Origin of the sequence: Nocardia paucivorans NBRC 100373 (genome assembly GCF_000308675.1) — a bacterium.
GTDB lineage: Bacteria > Actinomycetota > Actinomycetes > Mycobacteriales > Mycobacteriaceae > Nocardia > Nocardia paucivorans.
Genome location: NZ_BAGE01000018.1, coordinates 389,745 through 411,474 on the forward strand (window position 1 = coordinate 389,745; position 21,730 = coordinate 411,474).

Annotated in this window: 25 protein-coding genes and 1 tRNA gene; 17 read left to right on the forward strand and 9 right to left on the reverse strand. The window is 66.3% G+C overall.

Annotated elements, in window-relative coordinates:
- The first annotated feature begins 28 nt into the window (after positions 1–28).
- From ON32_RS03920 to ON32_RS03970, 11 genes are all read left to right on the forward strand, one after another.
- Entirely contained in the window at positions 29–361 is a 333-nt protein-coding gene (locus ON32_RS03920) for a WXG100 family type VII secretion target (protein WP_040788693.1), read from the forward strand.
- A gap of 45 nt (positions 362–406) precedes the next feature.
- A complete protein-coding gene (locus ON32_RS03925) occupies positions 407–688 on the forward strand; it encodes a WXG100 family type VII secretion target (RefSeq protein WP_040788862.1) in 282 nt (93 codons plus the stop codon).
- Positions 689–931: 243 nt separating this feature from the next.
- On the forward strand, positions 932–1,621 hold the full coding sequence (locus ON32_RS03930; RefSeq protein WP_245550794.1) for a lytic transglycosylase domain-containing protein: 690 nt from the start codon (positions 932–934) through the stop codon (positions 1,619–1,621).
- Positions 1,622–1,810: 189 nt separating this feature from the next.
- Positions 1,811–3,097 carry a phosphopyruvate hydratase gene (gene eno / locus ON32_RS03935; RefSeq protein WP_040788694.1) on the forward strand — a complete coding sequence of 429 codons (1,287 nt, stop codon included), beginning with the start codon at positions 1,811–1,813 and terminating at the stop codon, positions 3,095–3,097.
- 31 nt (positions 3,098–3,128) lie between these two features.
- A complete protein-coding gene (locus tag ON32_RS03940) occupies positions 3,129–3,713 on the forward strand; it encodes an FtsB family cell division protein (RefSeq protein WP_040788695.1) in 585 nt (194 codons plus the stop codon).
- Entirely contained in the window at positions 3,710–4,231 is a 522-nt protein-coding gene (locus ON32_RS03945) for a DUF501 domain-containing protein (protein WP_040788696.1), read from the forward strand. Before ON32_RS03940 ends, ON32_RS03945 begins: the two co-directional genes overlap by 4 nt.
- Positions 4,228–5,184, forward strand: a complete 957-nt coding sequence (locus tag ON32_RS03950) for a Ppx/GppA phosphatase family protein (protein ID WP_040788697.1) — start codon at positions 4,228–4,230, stop codon at positions 5,182–5,184. Before ON32_RS03945 ends, ON32_RS03950 begins: the two co-directional genes overlap by 4 nt.
- Positions 5,185–5,322: 138 nt before the next feature.
- Positions 5,323–6,789, forward strand: a complete 1,467-nt coding sequence (locus ON32_RS03955) for a peptide MFS transporter (RefSeq protein ID WP_040788698.1) — start codon at positions 5,323–5,325, stop codon at positions 6,787–6,789.
- Between the two features lie 22 nt (positions 6,790–6,811).
- Positions 6,812–8,287 (forward strand): amino acid permease, encoded by a 1,476-nt coding sequence (locus ON32_RS03960; RefSeq protein ID WP_040788699.1) that lies wholly within the window; start codon positions 6,812–6,814, stop codon positions 8,285–8,287.
- A 5-nt stretch (positions 8,288–8,292) separates the two neighbouring features.
- Positions 8,293–8,847 carry a hypothetical protein gene (locus tag ON32_RS03965; protein WP_157224064.1) on the forward strand — a complete coding sequence of 185 codons (555 nt, stop codon included), beginning with the start codon at positions 8,293–8,295 and terminating at the stop codon, positions 8,845–8,847.
- Between the two features lie 56 nt (positions 8,848–8,903).
- A tRNA-Leu gene (locus tag ON32_RS03970) sits at positions 8,904–8,977 on the forward strand.
- Positions 8,978–9,022: 45 nt separating this feature from the next.
- On the opposite strand, the gene ON32_RS03975 is transcribed toward ON32_RS03970, so the two are convergent.
- From ON32_RS03975 to ON32_RS03985, 3 genes are all read right to left on the reverse strand, one after another.
- Positions 9,023–9,829 (reverse strand): MerR family transcriptional regulator, encoded by an 807-nt coding sequence (locus ON32_RS03975; RefSeq protein WP_085995112.1) that lies wholly within the window; start codon positions 9,827–9,829, stop codon positions 9,023–9,025.
- On the reverse strand, positions 9,822–10,355 hold the full coding sequence (locus tag ON32_RS03980) for a VOC family protein (RefSeq protein WP_040788702.1): 534 nt from the start codon (positions 10,353–10,355) through the stop codon (positions 9,822–9,824). Before ON32_RS03980 ends, ON32_RS03975 begins: the two co-directional genes overlap by 8 nt.
- A 377-nt stretch (positions 10,356–10,732) precedes the next feature.
- Positions 10,733–11,533: a peptidoglycan recognition protein family protein gene (locus tag ON32_RS03985; RefSeq protein WP_083874015.1), complete on the reverse strand. Its 801-nt coding sequence runs from the start codon at positions 11,531–11,533 to the stop codon at positions 10,733–10,735.
- 272 nt (positions 11,534–11,805) lie between these two features.
- Here ON32_RS03985 and ON32_RS03990 point away from each other — a divergent pair, with 272 nt between their 5' ends.
- Entirely contained in the window at positions 11,806–12,081 is a 276-nt protein-coding gene (locus ON32_RS03990; RefSeq protein WP_157224065.1) for a helix-turn-helix domain-containing protein, read from the forward strand.
- Here the strand turns inward: ON32_RS03990 and ON32_RS28680 are convergent.
- From ON32_RS28680 to ON32_RS04005, 4 genes are all read right to left on the reverse strand, one after another.
- A complete protein-coding gene (locus ON32_RS28680; protein WP_157224066.1) occupies positions 12,043–12,207 on the reverse strand; it encodes a hypothetical protein in 165 nt (54 codons plus the stop codon). The genes ON32_RS03990 and ON32_RS28680 overlap by 39 nt on opposite strands.
- 306 nt (positions 12,208–12,513) lie before the next feature.
- Positions 12,514–13,224, reverse strand: coding sequence for an LLM class flavin-dependent oxidoreductase (locus ON32_RS26835; RefSeq protein ID WP_051132819.1), 711 nt, complete (start codon positions 13,222–13,224; stop codon positions 12,514–12,516).
- Positions 13,225–13,390: 166 nt separating this feature from the next.
- Positions 13,391–14,230: an alpha/beta fold hydrolase gene (locus tag ON32_RS04000; RefSeq protein WP_040788704.1), complete on the reverse strand. Its 840-nt coding sequence runs from the start codon at positions 14,228–14,230 to the stop codon at positions 13,391–13,393.
- Between the two features lie 190 nt (positions 14,231–14,420).
- The gene (locus ON32_RS04005) at positions 14,421–15,215 is read right to left on the reverse strand and encodes an alpha/beta fold hydrolase (protein ID WP_040788705.1); all 795 of its coding nucleotides are present in this window, start codon (positions 15,213–15,215) and stop codon (positions 14,421–14,423) included.
- 76 nt (positions 15,216–15,291) lie between these two features.
- Here ON32_RS04005 and ON32_RS04010 point away from each other — a divergent pair, with 76 nt between their 5' ends.
- Positions 15,292–15,897, forward strand: a complete 606-nt coding sequence (locus ON32_RS04010) for a TetR/AcrR family transcriptional regulator (protein ID WP_040788706.1) — start codon at positions 15,292–15,294, stop codon at positions 15,895–15,897.
- A 256-nt stretch (positions 15,898–16,153) separates the two neighbouring features.
- The gene (locus ON32_RS04015; RefSeq protein WP_245550784.1) at positions 16,154–17,407 is read left to right on the forward strand and encodes a serine hydrolase; all 1,254 of its coding nucleotides are present in this window, start codon (positions 16,154–16,156) and stop codon (positions 17,405–17,407) included.
- A 3-nt stretch (positions 17,408–17,410) separates the two neighbouring features.
- Here the strand turns inward: ON32_RS04015 and trpB are convergent, their stop codons facing one another.
- Together trpB and ON32_RS04025 are read right to left on the reverse strand one after the other, a co-directional pair.
- Positions 17,411–18,649: a tryptophan synthase subunit beta gene (trpB, locus tag ON32_RS04020; protein WP_040788867.1), complete on the reverse strand. Its 1,239-nt coding sequence runs from the start codon at positions 18,647–18,649 to the stop codon at positions 17,411–17,413.
- Between the two features lie 157 nt (positions 18,650–18,806).
- Positions 18,807–19,778: an SDR family NAD(P)-dependent oxidoreductase gene (locus ON32_RS04025; RefSeq protein WP_040788707.1), complete on the reverse strand. Its 972-nt coding sequence runs from the start codon at positions 19,776–19,778 to the stop codon at positions 18,807–18,809.
- Between the two features lie 155 nt (positions 19,779–19,933).
- Here ON32_RS04025 and ON32_RS04030 point away from each other — a divergent pair, with 155 nt between their 5' ends.
- The 3 genes from ON32_RS04030 to ON32_RS04040 all read left to right on the forward strand — a co-directional run bounded on the left by ON32_RS04030 (position 19,934) and on the right by ON32_RS04040 (position 21,681).
- The gene (locus ON32_RS04030; RefSeq protein WP_040788708.1) at positions 19,934–20,386 is read left to right on the forward strand and encodes a hypothetical protein; all 453 of its coding nucleotides are present in this window, start codon (positions 19,934–19,936) and stop codon (positions 20,384–20,386) included.
- A 145-nt stretch (positions 20,387–20,531) separates the two neighbouring features.
- Positions 20,532–21,494: a DUF4349 domain-containing protein gene (locus ON32_RS04035; RefSeq protein WP_083874017.1), complete on the forward strand. Its 963-nt coding sequence runs from the start codon at positions 20,532–20,534 to the stop codon at positions 21,492–21,494.
- Complete coding sequence (locus tag ON32_RS04040) at positions 21,451–21,681, forward strand: DUF167 domain-containing protein (protein ID WP_040788709.1); 231 nt, start codon at positions 21,451–21,453, stop codon at positions 21,679–21,681. The genes ON32_RS04035 and ON32_RS04040 overlap by 44 nt, the downstream gene beginning before the upstream one ends.
- The last annotated feature ends 49 nt before the right edge of the window (positions 21,682–21,730 follow it).

Here is a 21,730-nt window from a genome sequence, read left to right on the forward strand (position 1 = left end):
TCCGGAACCGAACTCATAAGGAGGATCGATGGCGGGCAACGTCACAACCGATGTAGCGGCAATGGAGACCGCTGCCAAGCATGTCGAGACAGTGAACGACGCACTGCAGACCGAGCTTGGCAACGTCCGCAACATTGTCGCGGGCTCGCAGGGGAACTGGGAAGGCACCGCTGCTCTCGCCTTCCGTCGAATCATGGACGACTACGACCGCCAGACTCGCGCACTGCACGATGTGCTGGGTGAGATCGCGGTCCTCATTCGAGAGAACGGCAAGGGTTATACGCAGGCCGAGCAGGCGAACCAGGATGCCATCGACGCTCTGGGCGCCTCCTCCGAACTGGGCTCCAGCCTGAATATCTAGTCGTAGAACCCATTTTCGTTCACAGCTCAGGAGAATTCTATGTCGATGAAGTACTCGGAAGGCCAGCTGCTGGCGATGGCCGGCGATATCCGTACCTCCAAGGGGCGGATTTCCGAATCCCACACGGAACTGCTGAACTACGTCAACCAGTTGGCGGCTGCCTGGGAATCCGACGAGGCCAAGATCGCCTACGACGCCAAGCAGAATCGGTGGAACAAGGCCCATGAGAACCTGATGGACATCATGGAGCGCATCGCCAAGGTCGTCGAGGACGGTGCGATCAACATGACCTCCACCGATAAGCAGAACGCGGCCCGCTGGCTCTGATCGGATCGATCGAGTTCGTGCCATGCCTGCCGGCGATATGTCCCGAATACACGTGAGTTTCGGGACATATTCGTTCGGTGGGAAAAAGCCATGATCCGGCGGCAGATAGCGGAGGGCCACGAGGGAAGTCCTTTCGCGCATCGGAATCCGGAAACGAGCCTCGTGCTCGTCCGCGGTGGCCGAGCCGCCCACCTGGATGATGGAAGTGTGTTCTGGAAGAAGGTCGCTGCTCTCACCGCAGCGCTGTTCACCGCCGTCCTGGCAGGCTGTGGGTTCGATCGTGACCTGGTACCGATCCCGGAAGGTATTCCGCCCGGACCCGGCACCCTGCTACCGGTGATCGATCTCGATGCCCCGGGTCGCTCCGCATTGCAATTGCGGGAATGGGCACGGGAGCAGGCCGACGCCCTGGAGATCCCGGTGCCCGCACTGGAGGCGTACGGATATGCTGCGGCGGTAATGGGCCGAGCGCGGCCGGATTGTGGTATCGCCTGGACGACGCTCGCCGGTATCGGCAGCGTGGAGAGCAAACACGGACGGTATCGCGGGTCCAAGGTGGGGGATGACGGCCGAGTGGATCCGCCGATCATCGGTGTGCCCCTGGACGGCTCGCCGGGAGTCGCGCGGGTCGACGATACCGACGGTGGTCGTCTCGATGGGGATTCGGTGTACGACCGGGCGGTGGGCCCGATGCAGTTCATTCCGGAAACCTGGCAACGCCAGGGGGTGGACGCCAATGGAGACGGTATCGCCGATCCACACAGTATCGATGACGCCGCCTTGACCGCGGCCAAATACCTGTGTGAGTCCGGTGGGCGACTGACGACGGCCGAAGGGTGGAGCAAGGCGCTGTACACCTACAACCGGTCGGAAAGCTACATGAAACTGGTGCGCGACCGCGCCGCGGCGTACAGCGTGGGACGGCGCGTCTGACTCGCGCTTCGGCGCCGGAACTCTCTGCGCGTGACTGTGCCCGAGCGGTGCGCCGAGGCATTCCCGCCCGGCCGAACAGTATGTGCCCGGAGTGCCGGTTACTCGTCCGCCGGAGCGGACGATAGGCTCGCAACCGCACGGCTCGCCCCTGATCACTACCGTGCCAACAGCCGAAGGAGTGTTGTTTTCGTGGCCATCATCGAACAGGTCGGAGCTCGCGAGATCCTGGATTCGCGTGGAAACCCCACCGTCGAGGTCGAGGTCGCCCTCGATGACGGCACCCTGACCCGCGCCGCGGTGCCGTCGGGCGCGTCCACCGGTGAGCACGAGGCCGTCGAACTGCGGGACGGCGGCGACCGCTATCTGGGCAAGGGCGTGCAGAAGGCCGTCGAGGGTGTGCTCGACGAGATCGCGCCGGCCGTGATCGGTCTGGACGCCGTCGAACAGCGCACTGTCGACCAGGCGCTGCTGGATCTGGACGGCACCCCGGACAAGTCCCGACTGGGTGCGAACGCGCTGCTCGGTGTGTCGTTGGCCGTGGCCCGGGCCGCCGCCGAATCGTCCGGGCTGGAACTGTTCCGCTACCTGGGCGGCCCGAACGCGCATGTGCTGCCCGTCCCCATGATGAACATCCTCAACGGTGGCGCGCACGCCGATACCGGGGTGGATGTGCAGGAGTTCATGGTCGCCCCGATCGGCGCCCCCACCTTCAAGGAGTCGCTGCGTTGGGGCGCGGAGGTGTACCACTCGCTGAAGGCGGTGCTCAAGAGCAAGGGCCTGTCCACCGGGCTCGGTGACGAGGGCGGTTTCGCCCCCGACGTGGCCGGTACCCGAGAGGCGCTGGACCTGATCGGCGAGGCGATCGAGAAAACCGGCCTGAAGTTGGGCCGTGACGTCGCGCTCGCTCTCGATGTCGCCGCCACCGAGTTCTACACCCCGGAGAGCGGCTACAAGTTCGAGGGCACCGTACGCACCGCCGCCGAGATGACGCAGTTCTACACCGAACTGCTCGCCGCCTACCCGCTGGTTTCCATCGAAGACCCGCTGTCGGAGGACGACTGGGACGGCTGGGTGGCGCTCACCGACCAGATCGGCCAGAAGATCCAGCTGGTCGGCGACGACCTGTTCGTCACCAACCCGGAACGGCTGGAGGAAGGCATCGCCAAGGGCGCCGCCAACGCGCTGCTGGTGAAGGTGAATCAGATCGGCACTCTCACCGAGACCCTGGATGCGGTCGAGTTGGCCCACCGTAACGGCTACAAGACCATGATGAGCCACCGGTCCGGGGAAACCGAGGACACCACCATCGCCGATCTGGCGGTGGCGGTCGGCAGCGGCCAGATCAAGACCGGCGCCCCGGCCCGCAGCGAGCGCGTCGCCAAGTACAACCAGCTGCTGCGTATCGAGGACGCGCTCGGCGATTCGGCCCGGTACGCGGGCGATGTCGCATTCCCGCGGTTCGCCTTCGAGGGCTGAGCTCTCACGGATCGAGCTCTCGAGGATCGAGATGACCGAGCGACGTACGCGTGGTAACAGCCCCGCCGGCCGCGGGGACCGCCGTACGTCGCGCGCCGCACGGTCCCGCCCGGCCGCGGATGTACACGGCCGGGCGGACGCGGCGACCCGGGTCCGCCGCCGTACCGAGAAGAAACAGACCTCGGAACGCACTGTTCTGGGACTGTCCACCGGTAGGGCGGTGATCCTGGCGATGGTGGTGTGCGCACTGGCCATGACCTTGGCCGTGCCGATGCGTACCTACCTCACCCAGCGCGCCGAAGCCGCCCAGTTGGCGCAGGAGCGGCGCGAGCTGGAGGATGACCTGAACAGCCTGCGGGCCCGCCGCGATCAGCAGCGGGACCCCGCCTATATCCGGTCCGAGGCCCGGGACCGGCTGCGGCTGGTGATGCCCGGCGAGACGCCCTATATCGTGCAGGTCCCGGGTATCGAGGCTCCGGCTCCGCCGGACCCGTCCACCCGCCCTCGTGTACCGGACCCCTGGTACACGGACCTGTGGCGCAGTATCGCCGAGCCGCCGCCCGATACCGAACCGCAGGCCGACGACCCCGCCCCGCATTCGGAAGGACCCAGGTGACCGAACCCGACGACCGGGATCTGCAGATCGTCGCCGAACAATTGGGCCGCACCCCGCGCGGGGTGCTCGCCATTGCCTACCGCACCCCCGACGGCGTACCGGCCGTGGTGAAGACCGCCCCGCGACTCCCGGATGGCACCCCGTTCCCGACGCTCTACTACCTCACCGATCCCCGACTGACCGCCGAGGCCAGTCGGATGGAGTCGGCGGGTGTGATGAAGGAGATGACCGCCCGACTGGCCCGGGACACGGATCTGGCCGCCGCCTACCGTGCCGCGCACGAGAGCTATCTGGCCGAACGAGACGCCATCGAACCGCTCGGTACCGACTTCTCCGGTGGTGGGATGCCGGACCGGGTGAAATGCCTGCATGTGCTGATGGCGCACGCGCTGGCCAAGGGACCGGGGGTGAATCCGCTCGGTGACGAGGCGGTGGCATTGGCCGCCGAACACGGCCTGCGCGGTTCCGCCATTCCCGCGGACTGGCCGGTGTTCGAGCGTGTGGAAGGGGAATCGTGAACGATCGGGTGGCCGCGGTCGACTGCGGAACGAATTCGATCCGTCTGCTCATCGCCGATATCGGCGCGGACGGCCGACTGCGCGATGTGCATCGGGAGATGCGTATCGTCCGGTTGGGGCAGGGGGTCGACGCGACCGGTCGGCTGGCCCCGGAGGCGCTCGAACGCACCCGAGTGGCATTGGCCGACTATGCCGCGCTCATGCGCTCCCATGAAGTGAAACGGGTGCGTATGGTGGCGACCTCGGCCACTCGTGACGCCGCGAACCGGGACGATTTCTTCGCCATGGCCCGCGCCGAGTTGGGCACGGTGGTGCCGGGTGCGGAAGCGGAGGTCATCACCGGCGACGAGGAGGCGCGGCTGTCGTTCGCGGGTGCGGTGGGGGAGTTACCCGCCGAATCGGGGCCGTTTCTGGTGGTGGATCTCGGCGGCGGCTCCACCGAACTCGTCGTCGGGGACGCGTCCGGGGTGACGGCGGCGTTCTCGGCCGATATCGGATGTGTCCGGATCACCGAGCGGTGCCTGCCCGGTAATCCGCCGGATGCCGAGCAGATCGCCGCCGCCCGGACTTTCGCGACCGAGCGGCTGGCGGAGGCATTCACCCATGTCCCGGTCGATCGGGCCCATACCTGGGTCGGCGTCGCGGGCACCATGACCACGTTGGCCGCGGTCGCGCTCGGTCTGCCCGAGTACGACTCGAGCAAAACCCATTTGAGTCGTTTCCCCTTGGACGAGGTGCATCGGGTATGTGACCGGATCGTCGGCCTGAATCATGATCAGCGCGCGGCGATCCGCACCATCCATCCCGGGCGGGTGGATGTGATCGGCGGCGGCGCGGTCATCACCGAGGTACTGGCCGACGAGCTGGCCCGTCGGGCCGGGATCCGGGAGTTGGTGGTGAGCGAGCACGACATCCTGGACGGGATCGCATTGTCCATCGCCGAGCCCCGCTGAGCGTGCGGCAGTGATGTCCCCGACCGGGCGCCGGTTCCGCTCGCTCGGTCATCACGGCCGGTGTGCACGATCGCGCATTTCGGCCGATTTTCGGTGTGCGTGCTACATCACTCCCCTAGGACGTGCGAAGGTCGGATCATGCCCGACGCAGTGACGACCGCTTCGCCCCCTTCACGGCGGACCTTCTTCGGCCATCCTCTCGGCTTGGCGAATCTGTTCGGTGTCGAACTGTGGGAGCGTTTCTCCTTCTACGGGATGCTCACCATCCTCGGCTACTACCTGTACTACTCGACCACCCGGGGCGGTCTGGAACTGGCGCAGGACACCGCGTTGGGCCTGGTCGGCGCCTACGGCGGTCTGGTCTACCTGTGCACCGTCCTCGGGGGCTGGGTGGCCGACCGGCTGCTCGGGATGGAGCGCACCGTCTTCTACGGCGGTGTGGTGGTGATGGCCGGGCATATCGCCTTGGCCGTTCTGCCGGGATTGGCCGGTGTCGGGGTGGGGCTGGTGCTGGTGGCCCTCGGCAGCGGCGCGTTGAAGGCGAATGCCTCGTCCCTGCTCGGCACGCTCTACCGGCACGGCGATCCGCGGGTCGACAGTGGTTTCACGCTGTTCTACCTGGGCATCAATCTCGGCGCCCTGATCGGTCCGCTGCTGACCGGGCTGTTGCAGCGGAACTGGGGATTCCATGCCGGGTTCTCCGCGGCGGCCGTCGGGATGGCCCTGGGGCTGGGGCAGTACGCGGTGTTCCGTCGCAATCTGGGTACCGCCGGCCGACAGGTGCCGAACCCACTGTCGCGGGCGTCGGCCGGCCGGCTGCTCGCGGTGGTGGTGGGTTTCGTGGTGGTCGTCGCCCTGGCATCGGGCACCGGACTGGTCACCCTGGACAATCTGCCCACCGTCACCACCGGGCTCATTGTCGGCGCCGCCGGGGTCTATTTCGTCGTGCTGCTCACCCATCATCGGGTGACGCCCCTCGAACGCAGCCGGATCCGGGCGTTTCTGCCGTTGTTCGTTGCCAATGTGATGTTCTGGACACTGTTCCAGCAGATTTTCACCGTGCTCGCGGTGTACTCCGACGAGCGGATCAACTGGTCCCTGTTCGGGTGGACGGCGCCGGCGAGCTGGATCGGCTCGGTGGAGCCGGTGTGGGTCGTGGCGCTTTCCCCGCTGTTCGCCCTGCTGTGGGCCAGGCTCGGCGATCGGGCGCCGAGTACCCCGCACAAGTTCGCGCTCGGGGTGCTGGGGATGGGGGTCGCCTTCTGGCTGTTCGTGCCCCTGGCCGGAACCGAGGGCCGCGCTGTGCCCGCCCTGTGGGTGCTGGTGATCATGGCCGTGTTCTCGATGTCGGAATTGCTGCTGTCGCCCATCGGACTCGCGGTCACCACCCAGCTGGCTCCGGAGCTGTTCCGCGCCCAGATGATGGCTCTGTATTTCCTCTCGGTGGCCTTGGGCACCTCCCTATCGGGAATGGTGGCCCGCTATTACGGCGCCGACCACGAGTTCGCCTATTTCGGCATCACCGGTGCGGTTGCCATTTCCATGGGCCTGGTGGTCGTCGTCCTGTCACCATGGATAACCCGACAGATGGCGGGCGTGCGTTGAGGCCCGTCGAAAGGAGAACGCCGTGGCGATCCAGAACCACCGCGGTTCGCTGTTCCGAACCAAGTCGATCGAGCAGTCGATCCGGGACACCGACGACCCGGAAGCGAAACTGCGCAAAGACCTCACCGCCTGGGATCTCACCGTTTTCGGGGTCGCGGTTGTCATAGGCGCCGGTATCTTCACCCTCACGGCGCGCACGGCCGGTAATGTCGCGGGTCCGGCGGTATCGCTGGCGTTCGTCTTCGCGGCCGTCGCCTGTGGGCTGACCGCCCTGTGCTACGCCGAGTTCGCCTCCACCGTCCCGGTGGCGGGCAGCGCCTACACCTTCTCCTACGCCACCTTCGGCGAGCTGGCGGCCTGGATCATCGGCTGGGACCTCATCCTGGAATTCGCGCTCGCCGCCTCGGTGGTGGCCAAGGGCTGGTCGCAGTACCTGGGCGAGCTGATCGGTTCGCCCCCGGTCTGGCACCTAGGGTCGGTCACCTTCGACTGGGGCTCGGTGCTGCTGATCAGCGTGCTCACCGTGGTGCTGGCCACCGGAACCAAGTTGTCGTCGCGGGTGTCGGCGGTGGTGGTCGCCATCAAGCTCGCGGTGATCTTGCTGGTGATCGTCGCGGGCCTGCGCTACTTCGACGCCGAGAACCTGACCCCGTTCATCCCCGAATCGCAGGCGGGTGAGACCGGGGAGGGGCTGCGGCAGTCGCTGTTCTCCTTCGTCACCGGCGCCGGTAACAGCACTTTCGGCTGGTACGGTCTGCTCGCGGCCGCCAGCCTGCTGTTCTTCTCCTTCATCGGCTTCGACGTGGTGGCCACCGCTGCGGAGGAAACCAAGAACCCGCAGCGCGATATGCCGCGCGGCATCATCGGCTCGCTGGTCATCGTCACCGTGCTGTATGTGGTGGTCTCGCTGGTGCTCGTCGCGATGGTGCCCTACAGCGACCTCGCCGGGGAGAACTCCACCCTCGCCACCGCCTTCGCCCTGCACGGCGTGACCTGGGCCAAGAACACCATCTCCATCGGCGCGCTGGCCGGTCTCACCACCGTGGTCATGGTGCTGCTGCTCGGGCAGGCCCGTGTGCTGTTCGCCATGTCCCGGGACGGGTTGATGCCACGGGTGCTCGCCCACACCGGACAGCGCGGCACCCCGGTGCGGGTCACCGTGCTGATCGGTGTGGTGTGCGCGATCCTGGGCGGTCTCGTCGAGTTCGGGACGCTGGCGGAGATGGTGAACATCGGCACCTTGTTCGCCTTCGTTCTGGTCGCCATCGGAGTGCTGATCCTGCGTCGCACCCGCCCGGATCTGAAGCGTGGTTTCCGGGTCCCGTTCGTGCCGGTACTGCCGATCCTGGCGGTGCTGGCCTGCCTGTGGTTGATGGTGAATCTTTCGGTTGAGACGTGGCTGCGTTTCGTTGTCTGGATGGCGGTCGGTTTGGTGATCTACTTCGGATACAGCCGCCGGCATTCGCTGGTCGGTAAGACATCGTCCGAACAGGGGTGAACGCGATGGGCAAACCTTGGCGGTGGTTCCGGCGGCAGCGAGCACGGCAACCGGAGCGGTCGGCATCGGTCACGATCACCGGTACCGAACTGGTGGTGCGGTGGATCGATGCGGTGACCACCGCGCTCGCCACCGCCCGGCCCGGTCCGGTCGAGGTGATCCCCGCCAGGATTTGCGACGGTATGTTCACCGCGGCCAGCGTTACCGCGGTATTGATCGAGAAGGGTGCCGACCGCAACGAGTATCGGGTCGCCCACAACCGGTGTATGGCAGCGGCGGTCGAGTTCATGAAGGTTCTCGGCGAGGACACCCTTCGCTGCCATCGGGTGCACACCGCTCAACCCGTCGGATGGGAGCACGAGGACGAGGAACTGGATGAATCGCTCGTCGTATACCACCTGGGCCTACTGGGTGAGGCATTACAACTGGCCTTGTGCGCCGTGACCACCGACCGAGGATTGCCCGAGGACATCCGGGAGAGCGCGGAGGAGTCCGGGTTGCTCGCCGCCGATGTCTTGGTCGAGGCGTGTGAGGCGGTGCGCACAGATCCCACAGTGTGACTCTTCCCGCGAGTATTTCGGTACAAACGTACGAGTCGGTAGTGTGTGATCCGCACGCCCCTATAGCCCAATTGGCAGAGGCAGCGGACTTAAAATCCGTCCAGTGTGGGTTCGAGTCCCACTGGGGGCACTGCGTTTGTGTCGGTATGGCGCGCGTCCGGTTCCGGGCCGTGCTCTAGTGCCAGGCGGCGGTATAGGGATCGATGCCGTGGGCGCGTGCGGCGGCATCGATACTTTTCCGCAGCCAGGTGGCCAGACCGGCGCGGATGCCGTCGTAATGGGCGGCGAAGCCCGGGTCGTCCTCGTACATGCGGCCGAGGCAGACCTGCATCTGCCGGGTGAGCGGAAAGTACGCCCAACCGAACACTTCCCGATGCCGCTCGACGAGGTGGTTCGCCTCCGGGCTGCCAGGTGTGACGCCGGCGTCCATTGCGGCGGCGAAGGCACGGTCGAGGTCGGTAATGGTGTCGGCGACGGCCTGCCATTCCTTCGGGCCGCGAGTGGCCGAGCGTTCGGCGTACTGCTGCCACTGTGTGGTGTCCCCCCAACGCTGCCGGGCCTGGGTGGACCAGTCCGGGTTCCATCGGGGGCCGAAGAGCGCGGTCTGCTGCTCGACGGTCAGCAGCAGACCGCGCTCGTGGGCATCGATCATGCGATCCAGTCCGGCGCCGAGCTGTTGGAGGCGGGCGATCCGTTCGGTGACCTGCGCACGCTGTGCACGAAGCGCGGTGAGCGCGTCGGTACTCGAATCGTCCAGGACGGCCTTGATCCGGTCCAGGCCGAGACCGCTCTCTCGGTAGATGATGACGCGGTTCAGGCGTTCCAGGTCACCGGCGGTGTAGAGCCGGTATCCGGCGGCCGTGCGCAGGGACGGCCGCGCCAGACCGATTTCGTCCCAGTGGTGCAGGGCGCGGACCGTTACGCCCAACCGCGTCGCTACCTGGCCGACGGTCAGACCGTCGGTGCCGGAAATATCAGGCATGGTCCCCATTGTCGCTACTGCTGTCCGGTGGGGTGATTCCGACGGCCGCGAGGTTGCGCGCCTCTTGGCTGTTCGGATCGAGCGGTTTTGCCGCGGTGAACACGACCCGAGCGTTCTCGGGGGTGATCACCTCCACCTCACGAGAGTTCCAGGGGGTGTCGCGCGGACCGTCGACGGAATCGGGGCGCAATGCGCGACAGGCCTCGACAAGAGGATTGATCTGGCCGAGCACACATGCGAAATTGACCCTTACCGCCGGAGCCTGCTCCGGGATGTCATCCGCCGGGACCAGGAGTACGTCCTGGAACGCCCACCGGCGCAGGTGGACAACCTGGCCGGGAATGGCGAACAGCTCGAAGAACCTCAGGCCACGAACCCAGAAGTCTGTCGATGTCGCCAAATCGTTCGTGGGGATCGTCACGAACGCCGGCATGCCGTAGATGCCCCGGAACAATTCCGGTGCAACCGCATTCGGAGTGGGGGCGGGTACCGGGCTCATCTCGAACGCATTGAAGAAATCGCTCATGGACCCCACTTTCCGGTCTTACGTAACGTGAGGGTCAAGTCGAATTCGCCCATCGGATCGATGTTTTGTGGTGGCCCTACGAGATTGATTGCCGTGGGAGCCGGTGTGGCGTCGGTGCCGCGGCTCGGTGGGGCCGGGTTGCGGCACATGGTGGTCGGGACCAGGTCGAAGCAATGAGTGGGGGGACGGATTCGGTGGAATTGGCCTTGGCGCGTTCCGGGGTGGAAATCGGTGCGGGGTAGGACGAGGTCGCGCGGCGGGCGCCGAATGATGCGGCCGCCCATCTGCTGCTCGCGTTGGTGATCGGTCGTTTCGCTTTCACCTGAGCCGGGTGCGGCCGCACCCCGGTCCGTGCGGTGGGACGTCGCACACCGTCTTCAGGCGCGTTGGTCGGTGGTGGGGTCGCGGAAGCCGGGGATTTTCAGGGCCGCGCCAATGGCGCCGAGGGCTTCGGCTGTGGTGCGACCACCGAGGAATTCCCAGCCGGGAAAATCGGCGCCGCGGGCGGTGCCCGCGCCGGAGAGCTGGTCGAGGGTCAGTCCGGCATGTTTGTCGAGATAGTGCAGCAGGGTTCGCACGGTCACCTGTTCGCCGTGGTAGTTGGTGAGTTTCTCGTCCAGGAATGCCATGTCGTCACCTCTATCGATCAGTGCCTGTACCTCCCGGCGGAAGGCATTCATATCTATGCCCGCCGGGTCGATCTTTCCTTCGCTGGAGTACTCGCGGTGCCCGACGCAGTCGCCCGCGCCGCGGCCGATACGGCGCAGGATGGCCGCACAGCCGCGTTTGTAGGCGTCGAGTTGGGCCGGGGTCCAGTCCCATGGGGGAGTGCCGCGGGAAACGGCTTCGATGCCGATGGTGTGGTAGTTGGCGTTGTCGGTGGGCCAGCCGGGCCAGCTACCGCGGCCGGCGTGCCAGCAGACGCCGACGGCGATCACCCGGTAGGTGCCGTCCTTTTCGAGGACCAGTTGGGCCAGCGGTCCGGGAAGATCCGGGCGTCCGTTCTGGACGATGATCCAGTCGTTCGGACCACCACCGCCGGTGTGGTGGCACAGCACTCCCCGGATATCGCGAAAGTCGCCGTGACCGCGCTGTCGCCAGCCGTCGTGTTCCAGTACGGACAGGCCGGCTGCGCGAAGCACATCGGCCAGCCAAATGGGGTCTCCGCTCCAGCTCATCGGCCACTCCTGGTTCTCGCGCCGCTGCCGGGGTGGCAGCGCACCCACGGTGTCCGGGTGTGCCCGGTCGGCAGAGTTGTGGCGGTGCTTCCGGGATGTGGACTGCTGCGGTGCGCTGCCACAACTCCAAGGTAGACCTATTTTGGTCCCTTTTCAACCTTTATTGGTCTGGATTAGTCCTCTTTTGGTCCTTACTTCGGTATTGTTCGAATGCCGCACCGAAGTTGTCGGACACTTGATTCAGAACAGGATCGGTACCCAGAATGGTCGTCATGGATGCGACGCCCGCCGAGTCGGAAGAAGTGACGGCCGAGGAAGCGAGGCTGGACGTGGCCCTCGGTGCGGAGGTGCGTGCCATGCGGGCCCGGCGCGGGTGGAGCCAGGAGGTGCTGGCCGAGAAGACCGGCTACAACAAGAAGACCATCACCCGGCTCGAGCGCGGGGAGCGGGCCATGACGATGGCGCAGATGTACAAGATCTGCAAGGTCTTCGGTATTCGACCGAGTGAGCTAGTCGGCGCCGCGGAGAAAGAAGTCGGCATCCAGTAACGGCGAGGGGTCCAGGCCGCGTCGACGTGCCTCGAGGATGAACGAGGACACCGTCGTGGTGGTGCGATCCTCGGTCAGATAGTCCGCCATCTCGACGGCGGGACGGTCCGGAGCTTCGTTGCCCATGGGCGTCTCCAGTTCTACCGATCCACGCTCGCGAGGTGTGATCCTGCCTCCCCCGCCGAGCCCGACTGTTCCAACTCGACACCCTCGAACGAGGGTTGGTGCGGTAATACCGATTCGATTCGCCGTCCGGGCTATCCGATCCGTCTTTCGAGAGACGCCGGCTCGGTAGCGTCGGACCGTCCGCCACACCCGAGACAGTGGTGCGGACCTTCCCCTTCTGGAACAAGCTCGATACCCATGTCGACACCTTCCAGCTACCCGACCCCTGCTCCCGAACCCATCACCGGAGCCTGATGCCGAGTGTAGTTATCCTGCGGCTTTCCGCCTAGGCCCGAGAACGAACGAGAGTCGAGGGCTCCGAAGCGGCGGAACGGGGCGCCGGTAAATCCGCAGGGGCCCAAGCGTTACCGGGCCGCCGAATGCCTCGGCGGCCGAGCGGGAGTCCGATCCGCTCGGAGCGCGGTGAATACCGTTGCGCGGCCGAGATTCTCGGTGACAAACCGTATTCCTCCTGGGACGCAACCGTATCGAGTGCGCCCGGCCGTCGGTAACCCGCAGCCTCGGCCCAGACTGTGGTAACGGTGTGCCGGTTCGGTTCAGCCGCGAGCCGTCGCGTCGACGACCTCGGCGAGCCGGTCGGGGCCCGATCGGTCCGGCCTCGTCGGAGAACGGTTCACCGGCCCAGAGCAAGCGCATGCGGTCGAGCTGGGTGTCGAGCCGTTTGCCCCGGGTACGGATATCGATGCCGGCTGCGTGATAGTCGTCGACGCGGCCGCCGACGCCGACACCGAGGGTGAAGCGACCATTGGAGATCCGGTCGAGCGTTGCGGATTGTTTTGCCAATAGGGCGGTGTCCCGCAGCGGAGCCGGTACGACCTCGGTTTGCAGGCGGATTCGCGTGGTCACGGCCGCGATGGCGGCCGGCGCGATCATGGGTTCGGGATTGTCGTAGACCAAGCGATCGAGGATGGCGATGGTGTCGAAGGGGCCGCGCTCGGCTCGTCGGGCCCATTCCACCGGTATGGCGGGATCGGAACAGGTAGGCCGATACCCACGGTCGTCGGTGATTCTCCTTCGGGAGGGATTATGTGTACGGCGTACCGCCCCGCCCGGTCCGATGTATCGGACTGTGCTCTCATCTGCGGTGCACTTCGAAGAGCGCAATGGGTTGTCCGACAACGTATCACACGGAATCGCTCTCGACTTCCGGTGCGAGCACTTCGACGAGTCGGTGGGCGAACTCCGCCGCGTCGGTGCGGATTCCGTTGTGTCCGCCCGGGAACTCGGTGACCGTACGGCCGAGCCGAGTGGCGATCTCCACGGTGGAGCGGTGCGGCAGTGTGTCGTCTCCGACGCGGCCCACCGCCGGTATCAGTCGATCGGCCACCGTGGCCAGTGCCGCGTAGTCCGGTTGATACGAGGTGATTTCCCGCAATTCGTGTTCCAGCATCGCGGGGGTGTTCGCGGCCAATCGGGCGCGGAGTTCGACGATGCGCGGTGGGAGGTCGGGTGTGTTCGGTGGCGGGGTCGTCTTCTCTCCCATCCCGGTCAGGAAGCGGGCCATGGCGGGACCGATTCCCGCCGTGCGGAACAGCTCGTGGACCTCCTCGATCATGGCGAGATGCTCGGCGGCGTCGGGAAGTGCCGCCAGGCACGGTGGTTCGTGGACGACCATTCTGCGTACCCGGTCGGGGTGTCGGGCCAATAGCTCCAGACAGACGACGGCCCCGGCGCTGGTGCCGAAGACGAATGCCGGTCGTTCGCTGAGATGGGTGAGCAGTCGGTAGGCGTCCTCGCTCTGTGTCGCGATTCGCCGGTCTGCGGTGGAATCGTCGAGCGTGCTGCGGGAATGGCCGCGTGGGTCGAGCGCCACCACCGTGAAATGTCGTTCGAGGACATCTGCCATTTCGTCGAACACCCCCGCGTCTCCGCCGCCGCCGGGAATCGATAGCAGGAGTGGGCCGGTGCCGCGTATCTCGTAGTACAGGGTCGCACCGGGCACGGTCAGGGTCGCGGAGCGCATGGAACGGTCCTTTCCAGGTGGCCGGCGCTACCGGATCGTCGGCTTGCACCGGTCCGAACGGCATGGTGGGTCGGACCGTCGGGCCGACCCACGTTCACCTTATCGGCGCTTCGTTGTCGTCTCGGCCGAGCGATGTGCTCGGCCGACGTCATTGCCAGCCGACGTCATTGCCATCGGGGCGATGTGCCCGTCAAAGGGACTGTTCGCGAAGGAATTCCGTTATCAAGGCGATCCAGTCGGCGGGTTTCTCGGCAAACGGAAGGTGGCCGGTTTCGATATCGATCAGTCGGGCCGTGGCCAGTCCTTCGGCGACCTCCCGGTGCAGTTCGGGAGGCACAAGAGCGTCGGCGGTCGTGGAGATCACCAGGGTGGGAGCGGTGATCGCGGGCAGGTCGGCGCGAACATCGGCGCGGGCGACGAGATCGGCCTGATCGGCGCAGCCGGCCGGAAGGGTCTGTGCGGTGGTCCGAATGATATCGGCCAGTTCCGCCGAGGAAAGTCCGTCGAGGACCGCGCCGTTCCAGGCCGACGACACCATGAACTTCGCCAGCAGCAGATGTTCACCGGCCCGGTACAGGTCGCGCCATAGTTCGGCGTGCAGTCGTAGACGGGTGTTCGGCGCGGCGAAGGGCGCTGTCAGGACGAGTGCGGTCACCCGTTGCGGATATCGGGCCGCCGCTCGTAGGGCCACCGTGGTTCCGAGGGAGTAGCCGACGATCGCGAAACGCTCGTGCCCCTCGGCCGTTGCGGCGGCGACGAGTTGATCGGCCAGATCGTCCAGTTCCAGTGCCGCGCCGACGGGGGCCGATTCTCCGGAACCGGGGAAGTCCACACCGATCACGGTGTGATGTGCGCTCAGGTCGTTCAGGACGGGACCGTAGTTGGCTCGGATACCGCCACTCGCGCCGTGCGCGAGCAGGACCGCGGGACCGTTGCCCAGCACGGTGCGGGCGAGCTCGGGATGCGGGGGAGCAAAGGGGGCCATGGGCACTCCTATTTTTTAGTGGTCAATACAGAATGGAAGATAACACGGTTTTAGTGATCGCTATAAAATTGGCCGCATGGGCAGAGCAGCAGGTAGGCCGCGCGGATTCGACAGACAGGAGGCACTCGACCGCGCAGTGCGGCTGTTCTGGCGGCATGGTTACGAAGCGACCTCGATCGCGGCGCTCGTCGAGACCCTCGGCATTCGCCCGCCGAGTCTCTATGCGGCATTCGGTGACAAACGGGCGCTGTTCTCCGAAGCCGTACGCCACTACACCCGGACCTACGGCGCGTTCACCGCTCGGGCATTGGCCGAGGAGGAAACCGCCTACGCCGCGCTACGCCGTCTACTCCACGAAGCCGCCGCCGACTACACCGACAGCGCTCATCCGCCCGGCTGCATGATCATCAGCGCGGCCACCAATTGCACTCCCGCATCGGAGGACGTCAAAGCCGAACTGCGCGCCGGACGGGAAGCCACCAAGGAGGCCTTTCGGCAGAAGATCGTCGACGACATCACCGCCGGACGCCTACCCACCGACACCGATGCCGCGGCATTGGCGACCTACTATGCGGCGGTCCTACAGGGGATGTCCGTTCAGGCGTGCGATGGTGCCGCGCGAGAGGACCTCGAGCGCGTGGCCGTACTCGCCATGGCGGCCTGGCCCACCCCGGGAACGTAATCGGGGTGCGTGAGCGGATTCAGGTCGCGGCGGTCGACCGTTCCCGTTCCGGCGCAACGGTTGTCCGCGCGCCGCGCCCCGGGGTCCATATCTCCAGCACGACGGCGGAGACCATCATGAGCAGACCAAGTGTCGGTGCCGATTGCCGGACCCCGTGCCCGAAGGCGGCCTTGTCGACGATTTCCTCACCGCTCGGCGGGCCGAGCGACGCGAACGGTAGCGGCGGATCGCTCGCGCCGTGATTACCCTGGGCGCAGTGAGCACAGATACCTCTTCGCTGGTACCGATAGCGACCGACCTGGACTCCGTGACCTCGTTCGGATACGAGGACGACCCGGCCGACGCGGGCCTGACCCGGGCGGATATCGAGTCGATCTGGGAAGAGGTGCGCCGGTGGTACCGGATGGGAGCCACCCCGGCCATCCAGGTGTGCCTGCGTCGCAGCGGAAAGGTGGTGCTGAACCGGGCGATCGGACACGGGTGGGGCAACGGGCCGAAGGACGGGCCCGACGCCGAGAAGATCCCGGTGACGACCGACAGCCCGTTCTGCGGGTTCTCCACCGCCAAGGGCGTTTCGGCCGCGGTGATGTTCATGCTCGTCGAACAGGGCACCTTCGCCCTCGACGATCCGGTGTGCGCCCATATCCCGGAGTTCGCGGCAGGTGGTAAGGAGACGATCACGATCGGCGACGTGCTGTCGCATTCGGCCGGGATACCGTTCGTGACCCCACCCTATCGCGGGTACCAGCTGGTGTTCGACGAGGAGCTGTGTGTCCGCGGGTTGGCGGATCTGAAGCCGAGTTGGCCGCCGAATCGGTTCCGCGTCTACCACGCGCTGACCGCTGGGCTGATCCAGCGGTTGCTGGTGCAGCGGGCCACCGGCAAACGGATGCGGGAACATCTGGCCGAACGGGTATTGGAGCCGTTGGGGTTCCGGTGGACGAATTTCGGGGTGCGACCCGAGGACGTCGACGCGGTGGTGCCCAGTGTGCGAACCGGTCCGCCGCCGCCCCGGTTGGCGGCATTCGTGGCGGGCAAGGCGCTCGGTGGGCCGATGTCCGGTCCGAAATCCATGGACACGAACCGGGAGTTCCTCACCGCCGAACTACCGTCCGGCAATCTCGTCACCACGGCCTTCGAACTGTCGCGGTTCTACGAGATCCTCGCGCGGGGCGGTGAGCTCGACGGGGTGCGGATGATGCGGCCGGAGACCGTCCGTGCCGCGGTACGACCGGCCCCGTGGATTCCGGGAATAGCCGGGCGGGTGAGCCGCGCCGGTTACGAGCTGGGCGGACGGCGTTCGAAATTCGGTCGCGATACCGAATCCCATTTCGGGCGTAGCGGTCTGACCACCCAGTACGGCTGGGCCGACCCGGAACGTGGGCTCACCGGCGCCGTCCTGACCAGCGGGAAGTCCAGAATCGATACCGATCGGCCGTGGCGGTTGGTCGCGCGGATCTCCGAGACCGTGGGGCCGCTCCCGACCGCGGAGCGGGTTTTCGACCTCTGAGCCTCAGGCGACGCCGAGTTCCCGGGCCGCGATGGCGAGATCCTTGTCGCCGCGGCCGGACAGGCACAGCAGGATGACCGAATCCGCCGGCACTTCGGAGTGTTCGGCCATTTCCAGCAGATATCCGAGGGCATGTGCGGATTCGAGGGCGGTGATGATGCCCTCGGTGCGACCGAGCGCGCGGAATCCGCGCAGGGCCACGGCATCGGTGGCGGCGCGGAATATCACGCGCCCACTGTCCTTGAGATAGCTGAGTTCTGGTCCGACCCCCGGATAGTCCAGGCCCGCGGCGATACTGTGGGTGCGGGCGATCTGCCCTTCCTCGTCCTGTAACAGGTAGCTGAAGGAACCGTCCATCTCGCCGGTGCTGCCCACACTCAGGGTCGCCGCGTGCGCACCGGTCTCGATACCGCGTCCCGCCGCCTCGACACCGATGAGCCGAACTCGTTCGTCACCGGCGAAGGGATGGAAGGTGCCGATGGCATTGCTGCCGCCGCCCACACAGGCGATGACGTAATCGGGCAGCCGCCCTTCCGCGCGCAGGATCTGCGCCCTGGCCTCCGCGCCGATCACGGTCTGGAAGTCTCGCACCATTCGTGGATATGGCGCCGGGCCGGCCGTGGTCCCGAACATGTAGTGGGTGGTGGTGACATTCGATACCCAGTCACGGACCGCCTCGCTGATCGCGTCCTTGAGACGACGGCTGCCATTGTGCACCGGACGGACGTCGGCGCCGAGCAGCTTCATCCGAACGACATTGTGCTCCTGCCGCTGCATATCGTCGGCGCCCATGTAGACCACACAGTCCAGTCCGAGCTGGGCGCACACCGTCGCCGCCGCGACGCCGTGCTGACCGGCGCCGGTTTCGGCGACGATCCGTCGTTTACCCATCCGCTGGGCCAGCAGCCCCTGGCCCAGCGCATTGTTGATCTTGTGCGCGCCGGTATGCGTCATATCCTCGCGCTTCAGATACACTTTGGCGCCGCGCACCCGGAGTAGCTCGGCGAAGCGGGGCACCTGGTGCAGCAGGGTCGGGCGGCCGACGCGTTCGCGCAACAGATCGGACAGTTCGGCGAGGAAACCGGGATCGCTCACGGCGTGGTGATAGGCGTTCTCCAGCTCGTTCAGGGCCGCCATGAGGCCCTCCGGGACGAATCTGCCTCCGAAACGACCGAAACGCCCCTGCTCGTCCGGATACATTCCGTGCCGGTAGGTTTCCTCCGTCGGGTATCCGATCACCATACGCACACACACACTTTCCTGAAAGCTGTCCGCCGCAAGTCTGGGACGGTTCTGCGATCACCGGGTCACCTACCGGCAACGGACGAGTAAACAGTAGTGAAGCGCATGTATGCGCAGGATGTCGACACTTCCCGCGTTTGGGAATGCGTGATGTGGATCACCAGTAGACGCCCGGCACCCAGCGCACGGCGCGGCGCACCGCGCTGCCGGCGACCTTGCGCGCCGGGGATCGGGGGCGGTGCGGTCGAATCGTGGGTTCGATGGGTTCGGCGGGCCTCTCGGAGACGGGGCGCTCGCCCTTGGCGGCGGGGGAGTCGGGCAGTGCGCGGTAGTAGCGATGCAGGATGAGGTCGCGTAGCCGAGGTGTGAACAGGGCGCCGTACTCCCCGAAGGTGCCGATCGGGACATCGATGCGGCGGGGGCGTTCGACGAGTGCGCGAACCACGGTGGCGGCCGCCCATTCCGGGGATCGCGCGCGTCCCTGGTTGCCGGTGGGGGCGATCATCGGGGTGCGGACCAACGGCATGTGGATGGTGGTGAACGTGACGCCGTCGGCCATTGTCTCCACCGCGGCGACCTCGGTGAATTTGTCCAGGGCTGCCTTGCTGGCCAGATAGGCGGAGTAGCGGGGCGTGGCCACTTGGACACCGGCGCTGCTGATATTGACGATATGGCCGAATTTCCGCTCCCGCATCTGCGGGAGCAGGGCCAGGGTCAGCCGTAGGGCGCCGAAGTAGTTGACCGCCATGGTGCGTTCGTAGTCGTGCAGGCGATCGGTGGAACGGTGGATGGCGCGGCGGATCGACCGTCCGGCGTTGTTCACCAACATGTCGACGTGACCGTGTTCGGCCAGCACGGTTTTCACCGTGTGCTCCACCGACTCGGAATCGGCGACATCGCACTGGTACGCGTAGGCGGCGCCGCCCGTGGACCGGATGTGTTCGACCACGGCGTCGAGTTCCGCACCGCGCCGGGCGAGTAGGAGCACCACCGCGCCTTTGTTCGCGACGGCGAGGGCGGCCGCCCGTCCGATACCGGAGGAGGCGCCCGTGATGAGCACATGCCGTCCGACGAGTTCGCGCTTGCCGCGCGTGGCGCGGGTGGGTTTCCGATTATCGATCTCGGTCATGGCGCTGCCCCTTCGCAGGTTCTTCCCGACTTGAACTTACTCCAAAGTAAGTTTCTCTGCCAAGAGTGTGATGCGCCTCCGAGTCGTTCGGGGAGTTGGAAATTCGTCGGTATGTTCGAGATCAATATTCGAACATATGTGCGATAATGGGCCGCATGACGGACGATCGGATGGCGGATATCTATGCCGCGGTGCGGCTCGGAGGGGTGGATCGTGCGGCAGCGCGGCAGGCGCTGCGCGCATTGTGGGACGAGATGGGCGAGAACAGCGGACCGCTGTATCGCTGTGTGATCGCCCATCATCTGGCGGATGTCCAGGAAACGGCCGAAGAGGCGCTGTTCTGGGATCGGCGGGCGCTCGATTCGGCCTTCACGCCCGGAATTCCGCTCGACGAGGGGATTCGCGGATTCCTACCGTCGCTGTATCTGAGTTTGGCCGACAGTCACCGACTGGTCGGTGACTTCGACTCCGCTCGAATGCAGTTGGCGCTCGCCCGTGGACATATCGGTGTTCTCCCCAACGACGCCTATCGTCACGTGATCCGGACCGGTCTGGAACATGTGGAGGCCGCGTTGGACGCCGAATCCACGGAACGATTGGCCTGCTGACCGTTTCGTCGAACGGTCGGCACGCGCGGATCGGCCGCCCGGCGGGGTGGCGGCCGGTCCGCGCACGGTCGTCGCTTCCCCGAAGTTTCGTCGGCCTCGACCATTTCACCGCTCGGCGCTGCGGCGGAAGCACTACGCTGCGATCATGCGGAAGCTCGGTGTGTTGCTCATCGCTCTCTTGGGGCTGCTCTTGTTCGTCGGATGCGGGGATGACACCGACGACGAAACGGGTTCGAACGCAAGGATTTCGAGTCCGGGCCATTCCTCGTACTCTGCGGTGCCCGCCCCCGCCATCGCACCGGGCCGGCGTGAACAGAGCCCCTCGCTCGAACAGGACACGAGCGCACAGGCGGCCGAACGCAAAGAGGTCGTCACCGGCCAGGTCGATATCACCGCCGGCGACCCGTTGGCCGCCGCCGCCACCGTGGTCGACCGGGTGACGGAATTGAAAGGACGGGTCGACAGCCGCACCGAACAACCCGGCACCGATGACGAGCAGCCGCGCGCGGAACTGACCGTGCGCATTCCCGCCGACCGCACCGACGCGTTCATCGACGGCCTGGAAAGCATCGGCGAGCTCACCGAGATCACCACCAATCGTGACGATGTCACCATGCGGTGGCAGGACCTGGACGCCCGGATCGCCGCCCTGCGCGCCTCGGTCGATCGACTGCGCGCGCTCATGTCGAACGCCACCAACACCGCCGATCTGATCGCCGCCGAAGAGGCCCTTTCGACTCGGCAGGGAGAACTGGACAGCCTCACCGGGCAGAAACGCCTGCTCGACGACCAGATCGCGCTGTCCACCCTCACCATCACTATCGGCTCCGACGACGGCAAGGACGACGACGGGCCCACCAATTTCTGGACCGGTGTGGTCGCCGGATGGGACTCGTTGGTCGACTGGTTGCAGGACGCCGTCGTCGTCGCGGGCAAGGCCGTGCCGTGGGCCGGATTCCTCGCGGTGATCGGTGTGATCTGCTGGGGGATCGTGCGGCTGGTTCGTCGTCCCAACCGAACCCGCCCCGCCGATACGAAAACACCCGCCGAAACAGGAGCCACCCGTGCCGACAACGGTTCGAGCGACGATCAAGCCGAACAGTCGTAAGGGGCCGCTGGTCGAAACCCAGGCCGACGGCACCCTGCTGCTCTATGTCCGCGCACCCGCGGTGGAGGGCAAGGCGAACCGGGCGGCCGTCGAGCTGTTGGCCGAGCACTTCGATGTTCCCAAGAGCGCGGTCCGCCTGGTCGCGGGCGCCACCTCGCGATACAAGCGTTTCGATATCGATACCTGAGCGCTTGCCGCCGACCGGGCGGGCCGGTCATCGCACGGCGCGCGGGATC

Bases quoted from the DNA above. Each gene is read 5' to 3' on its own strand.
- ON32_RS03920 (WP_040788693.1), top strand. From the start codon at position 29: ATGGCGGGCAACGTCACAACCGATGTAGCGGCAATGGAGACCGCTGCC.
- ON32_RS03925 (WP_040788862.1), top strand. From the start codon at position 407: ATGAAGTACTCGGAAGGCCAGCTGCTGGCGATGGCCGGCGATATCCGT.
- ON32_RS03940 (WP_040788695.1), top strand. From the start codon at position 3,129: ATGACCGAGCGACGTACGCGTGGTAACAGCCCCGCCGGCCGCGGGGAC.
- ON32_RS03955 (WP_040788698.1), top strand. From the start codon at position 5,323: ATGCCCGACGCAGTGACGACCGCTTCGCCCCCTTCACGGCGGACCTTC.
- ON32_RS03965 (WP_157224064.1), top strand. From the start codon at position 8,293: ATGGGCAAACCTTGGCGGTGGTTCCGGCGGCAGCGAGCACGGCAACCG.
- ON32_RS03975 (WP_085995112.1), bottom strand. From the start codon at position 9,829: ATGCCTGATATTTCCGGCACCGACGGTCTGACCGTCGGCCAGGTAGCG.
- ON32_RS03980 (WP_040788702.1), bottom strand. From the start codon at position 10,355: ATGAGCGATTTCTTCAATGCGTTCGAGATGAGCCCGGTACCCGCCCCC.
- ON32_RS03985 (WP_083874015.1), bottom strand. From the start codon at position 11,533: ATGAGCTGGAGCGGAGACCCCATTTGGCTGGCCGATGTGCTTCGCGCA.
- ON32_RS03990 (WP_157224065.1), top strand. From the start codon at position 11,806: ATGGATGCGACGCCCGCCGAGTCGGAAGAAGTGACGGCCGAGGAAGCG.
- ON32_RS28680 (WP_157224066.1), bottom strand. From the start codon at position 12,207: ATGGGCAACGAAGCTCCGGACCGTCCCGCCGTCGAGATGGCGGACTAT.
- ON32_RS04000 (WP_040788704.1), bottom strand. From the start codon at position 14,230: ATGCGCTCCGCGACCCTGACCGTGCCCGGTGCGACCCTGTACTACGAG.
- ON32_RS04005 (WP_040788705.1), bottom strand. From the start codon at position 15,215: ATGGCCCCCTTTGCTCCCCCGCATCCCGAGCTCGCCCGCACCGTGCTG.
- ON32_RS04010 (WP_040788706.1), top strand. From the start codon at position 15,292: ATGGGCAGAGCAGCAGGTAGGCCGCGCGGATTCGACAGACAGGAGGCA.
- trpB (WP_040788867.1), bottom strand. From the start codon at position 18,649: ATGGTGATCGGATACCCGACGGAGGAAACCTACCGGCACGGAATGTAT.
- ON32_RS04025 (WP_040788707.1), bottom strand. From the start codon at position 19,778: ATGACCGAGATCGATAATCGGAAACCCACCCGCGCCACGCGCGGCAAG.
- ON32_RS04030 (WP_040788708.1), top strand. From the start codon at position 19,934: ATGACGGACGATCGGATGGCGGATATCTATGCCGCGGTGCGGCTCGGA.
- ON32_RS04035 (WP_083874017.1), top strand. From the start codon at position 20,532: ATGCGGAAGCTCGGTGTGTTGCTCATCGCTCTCTTGGGGCTGCTCTTG.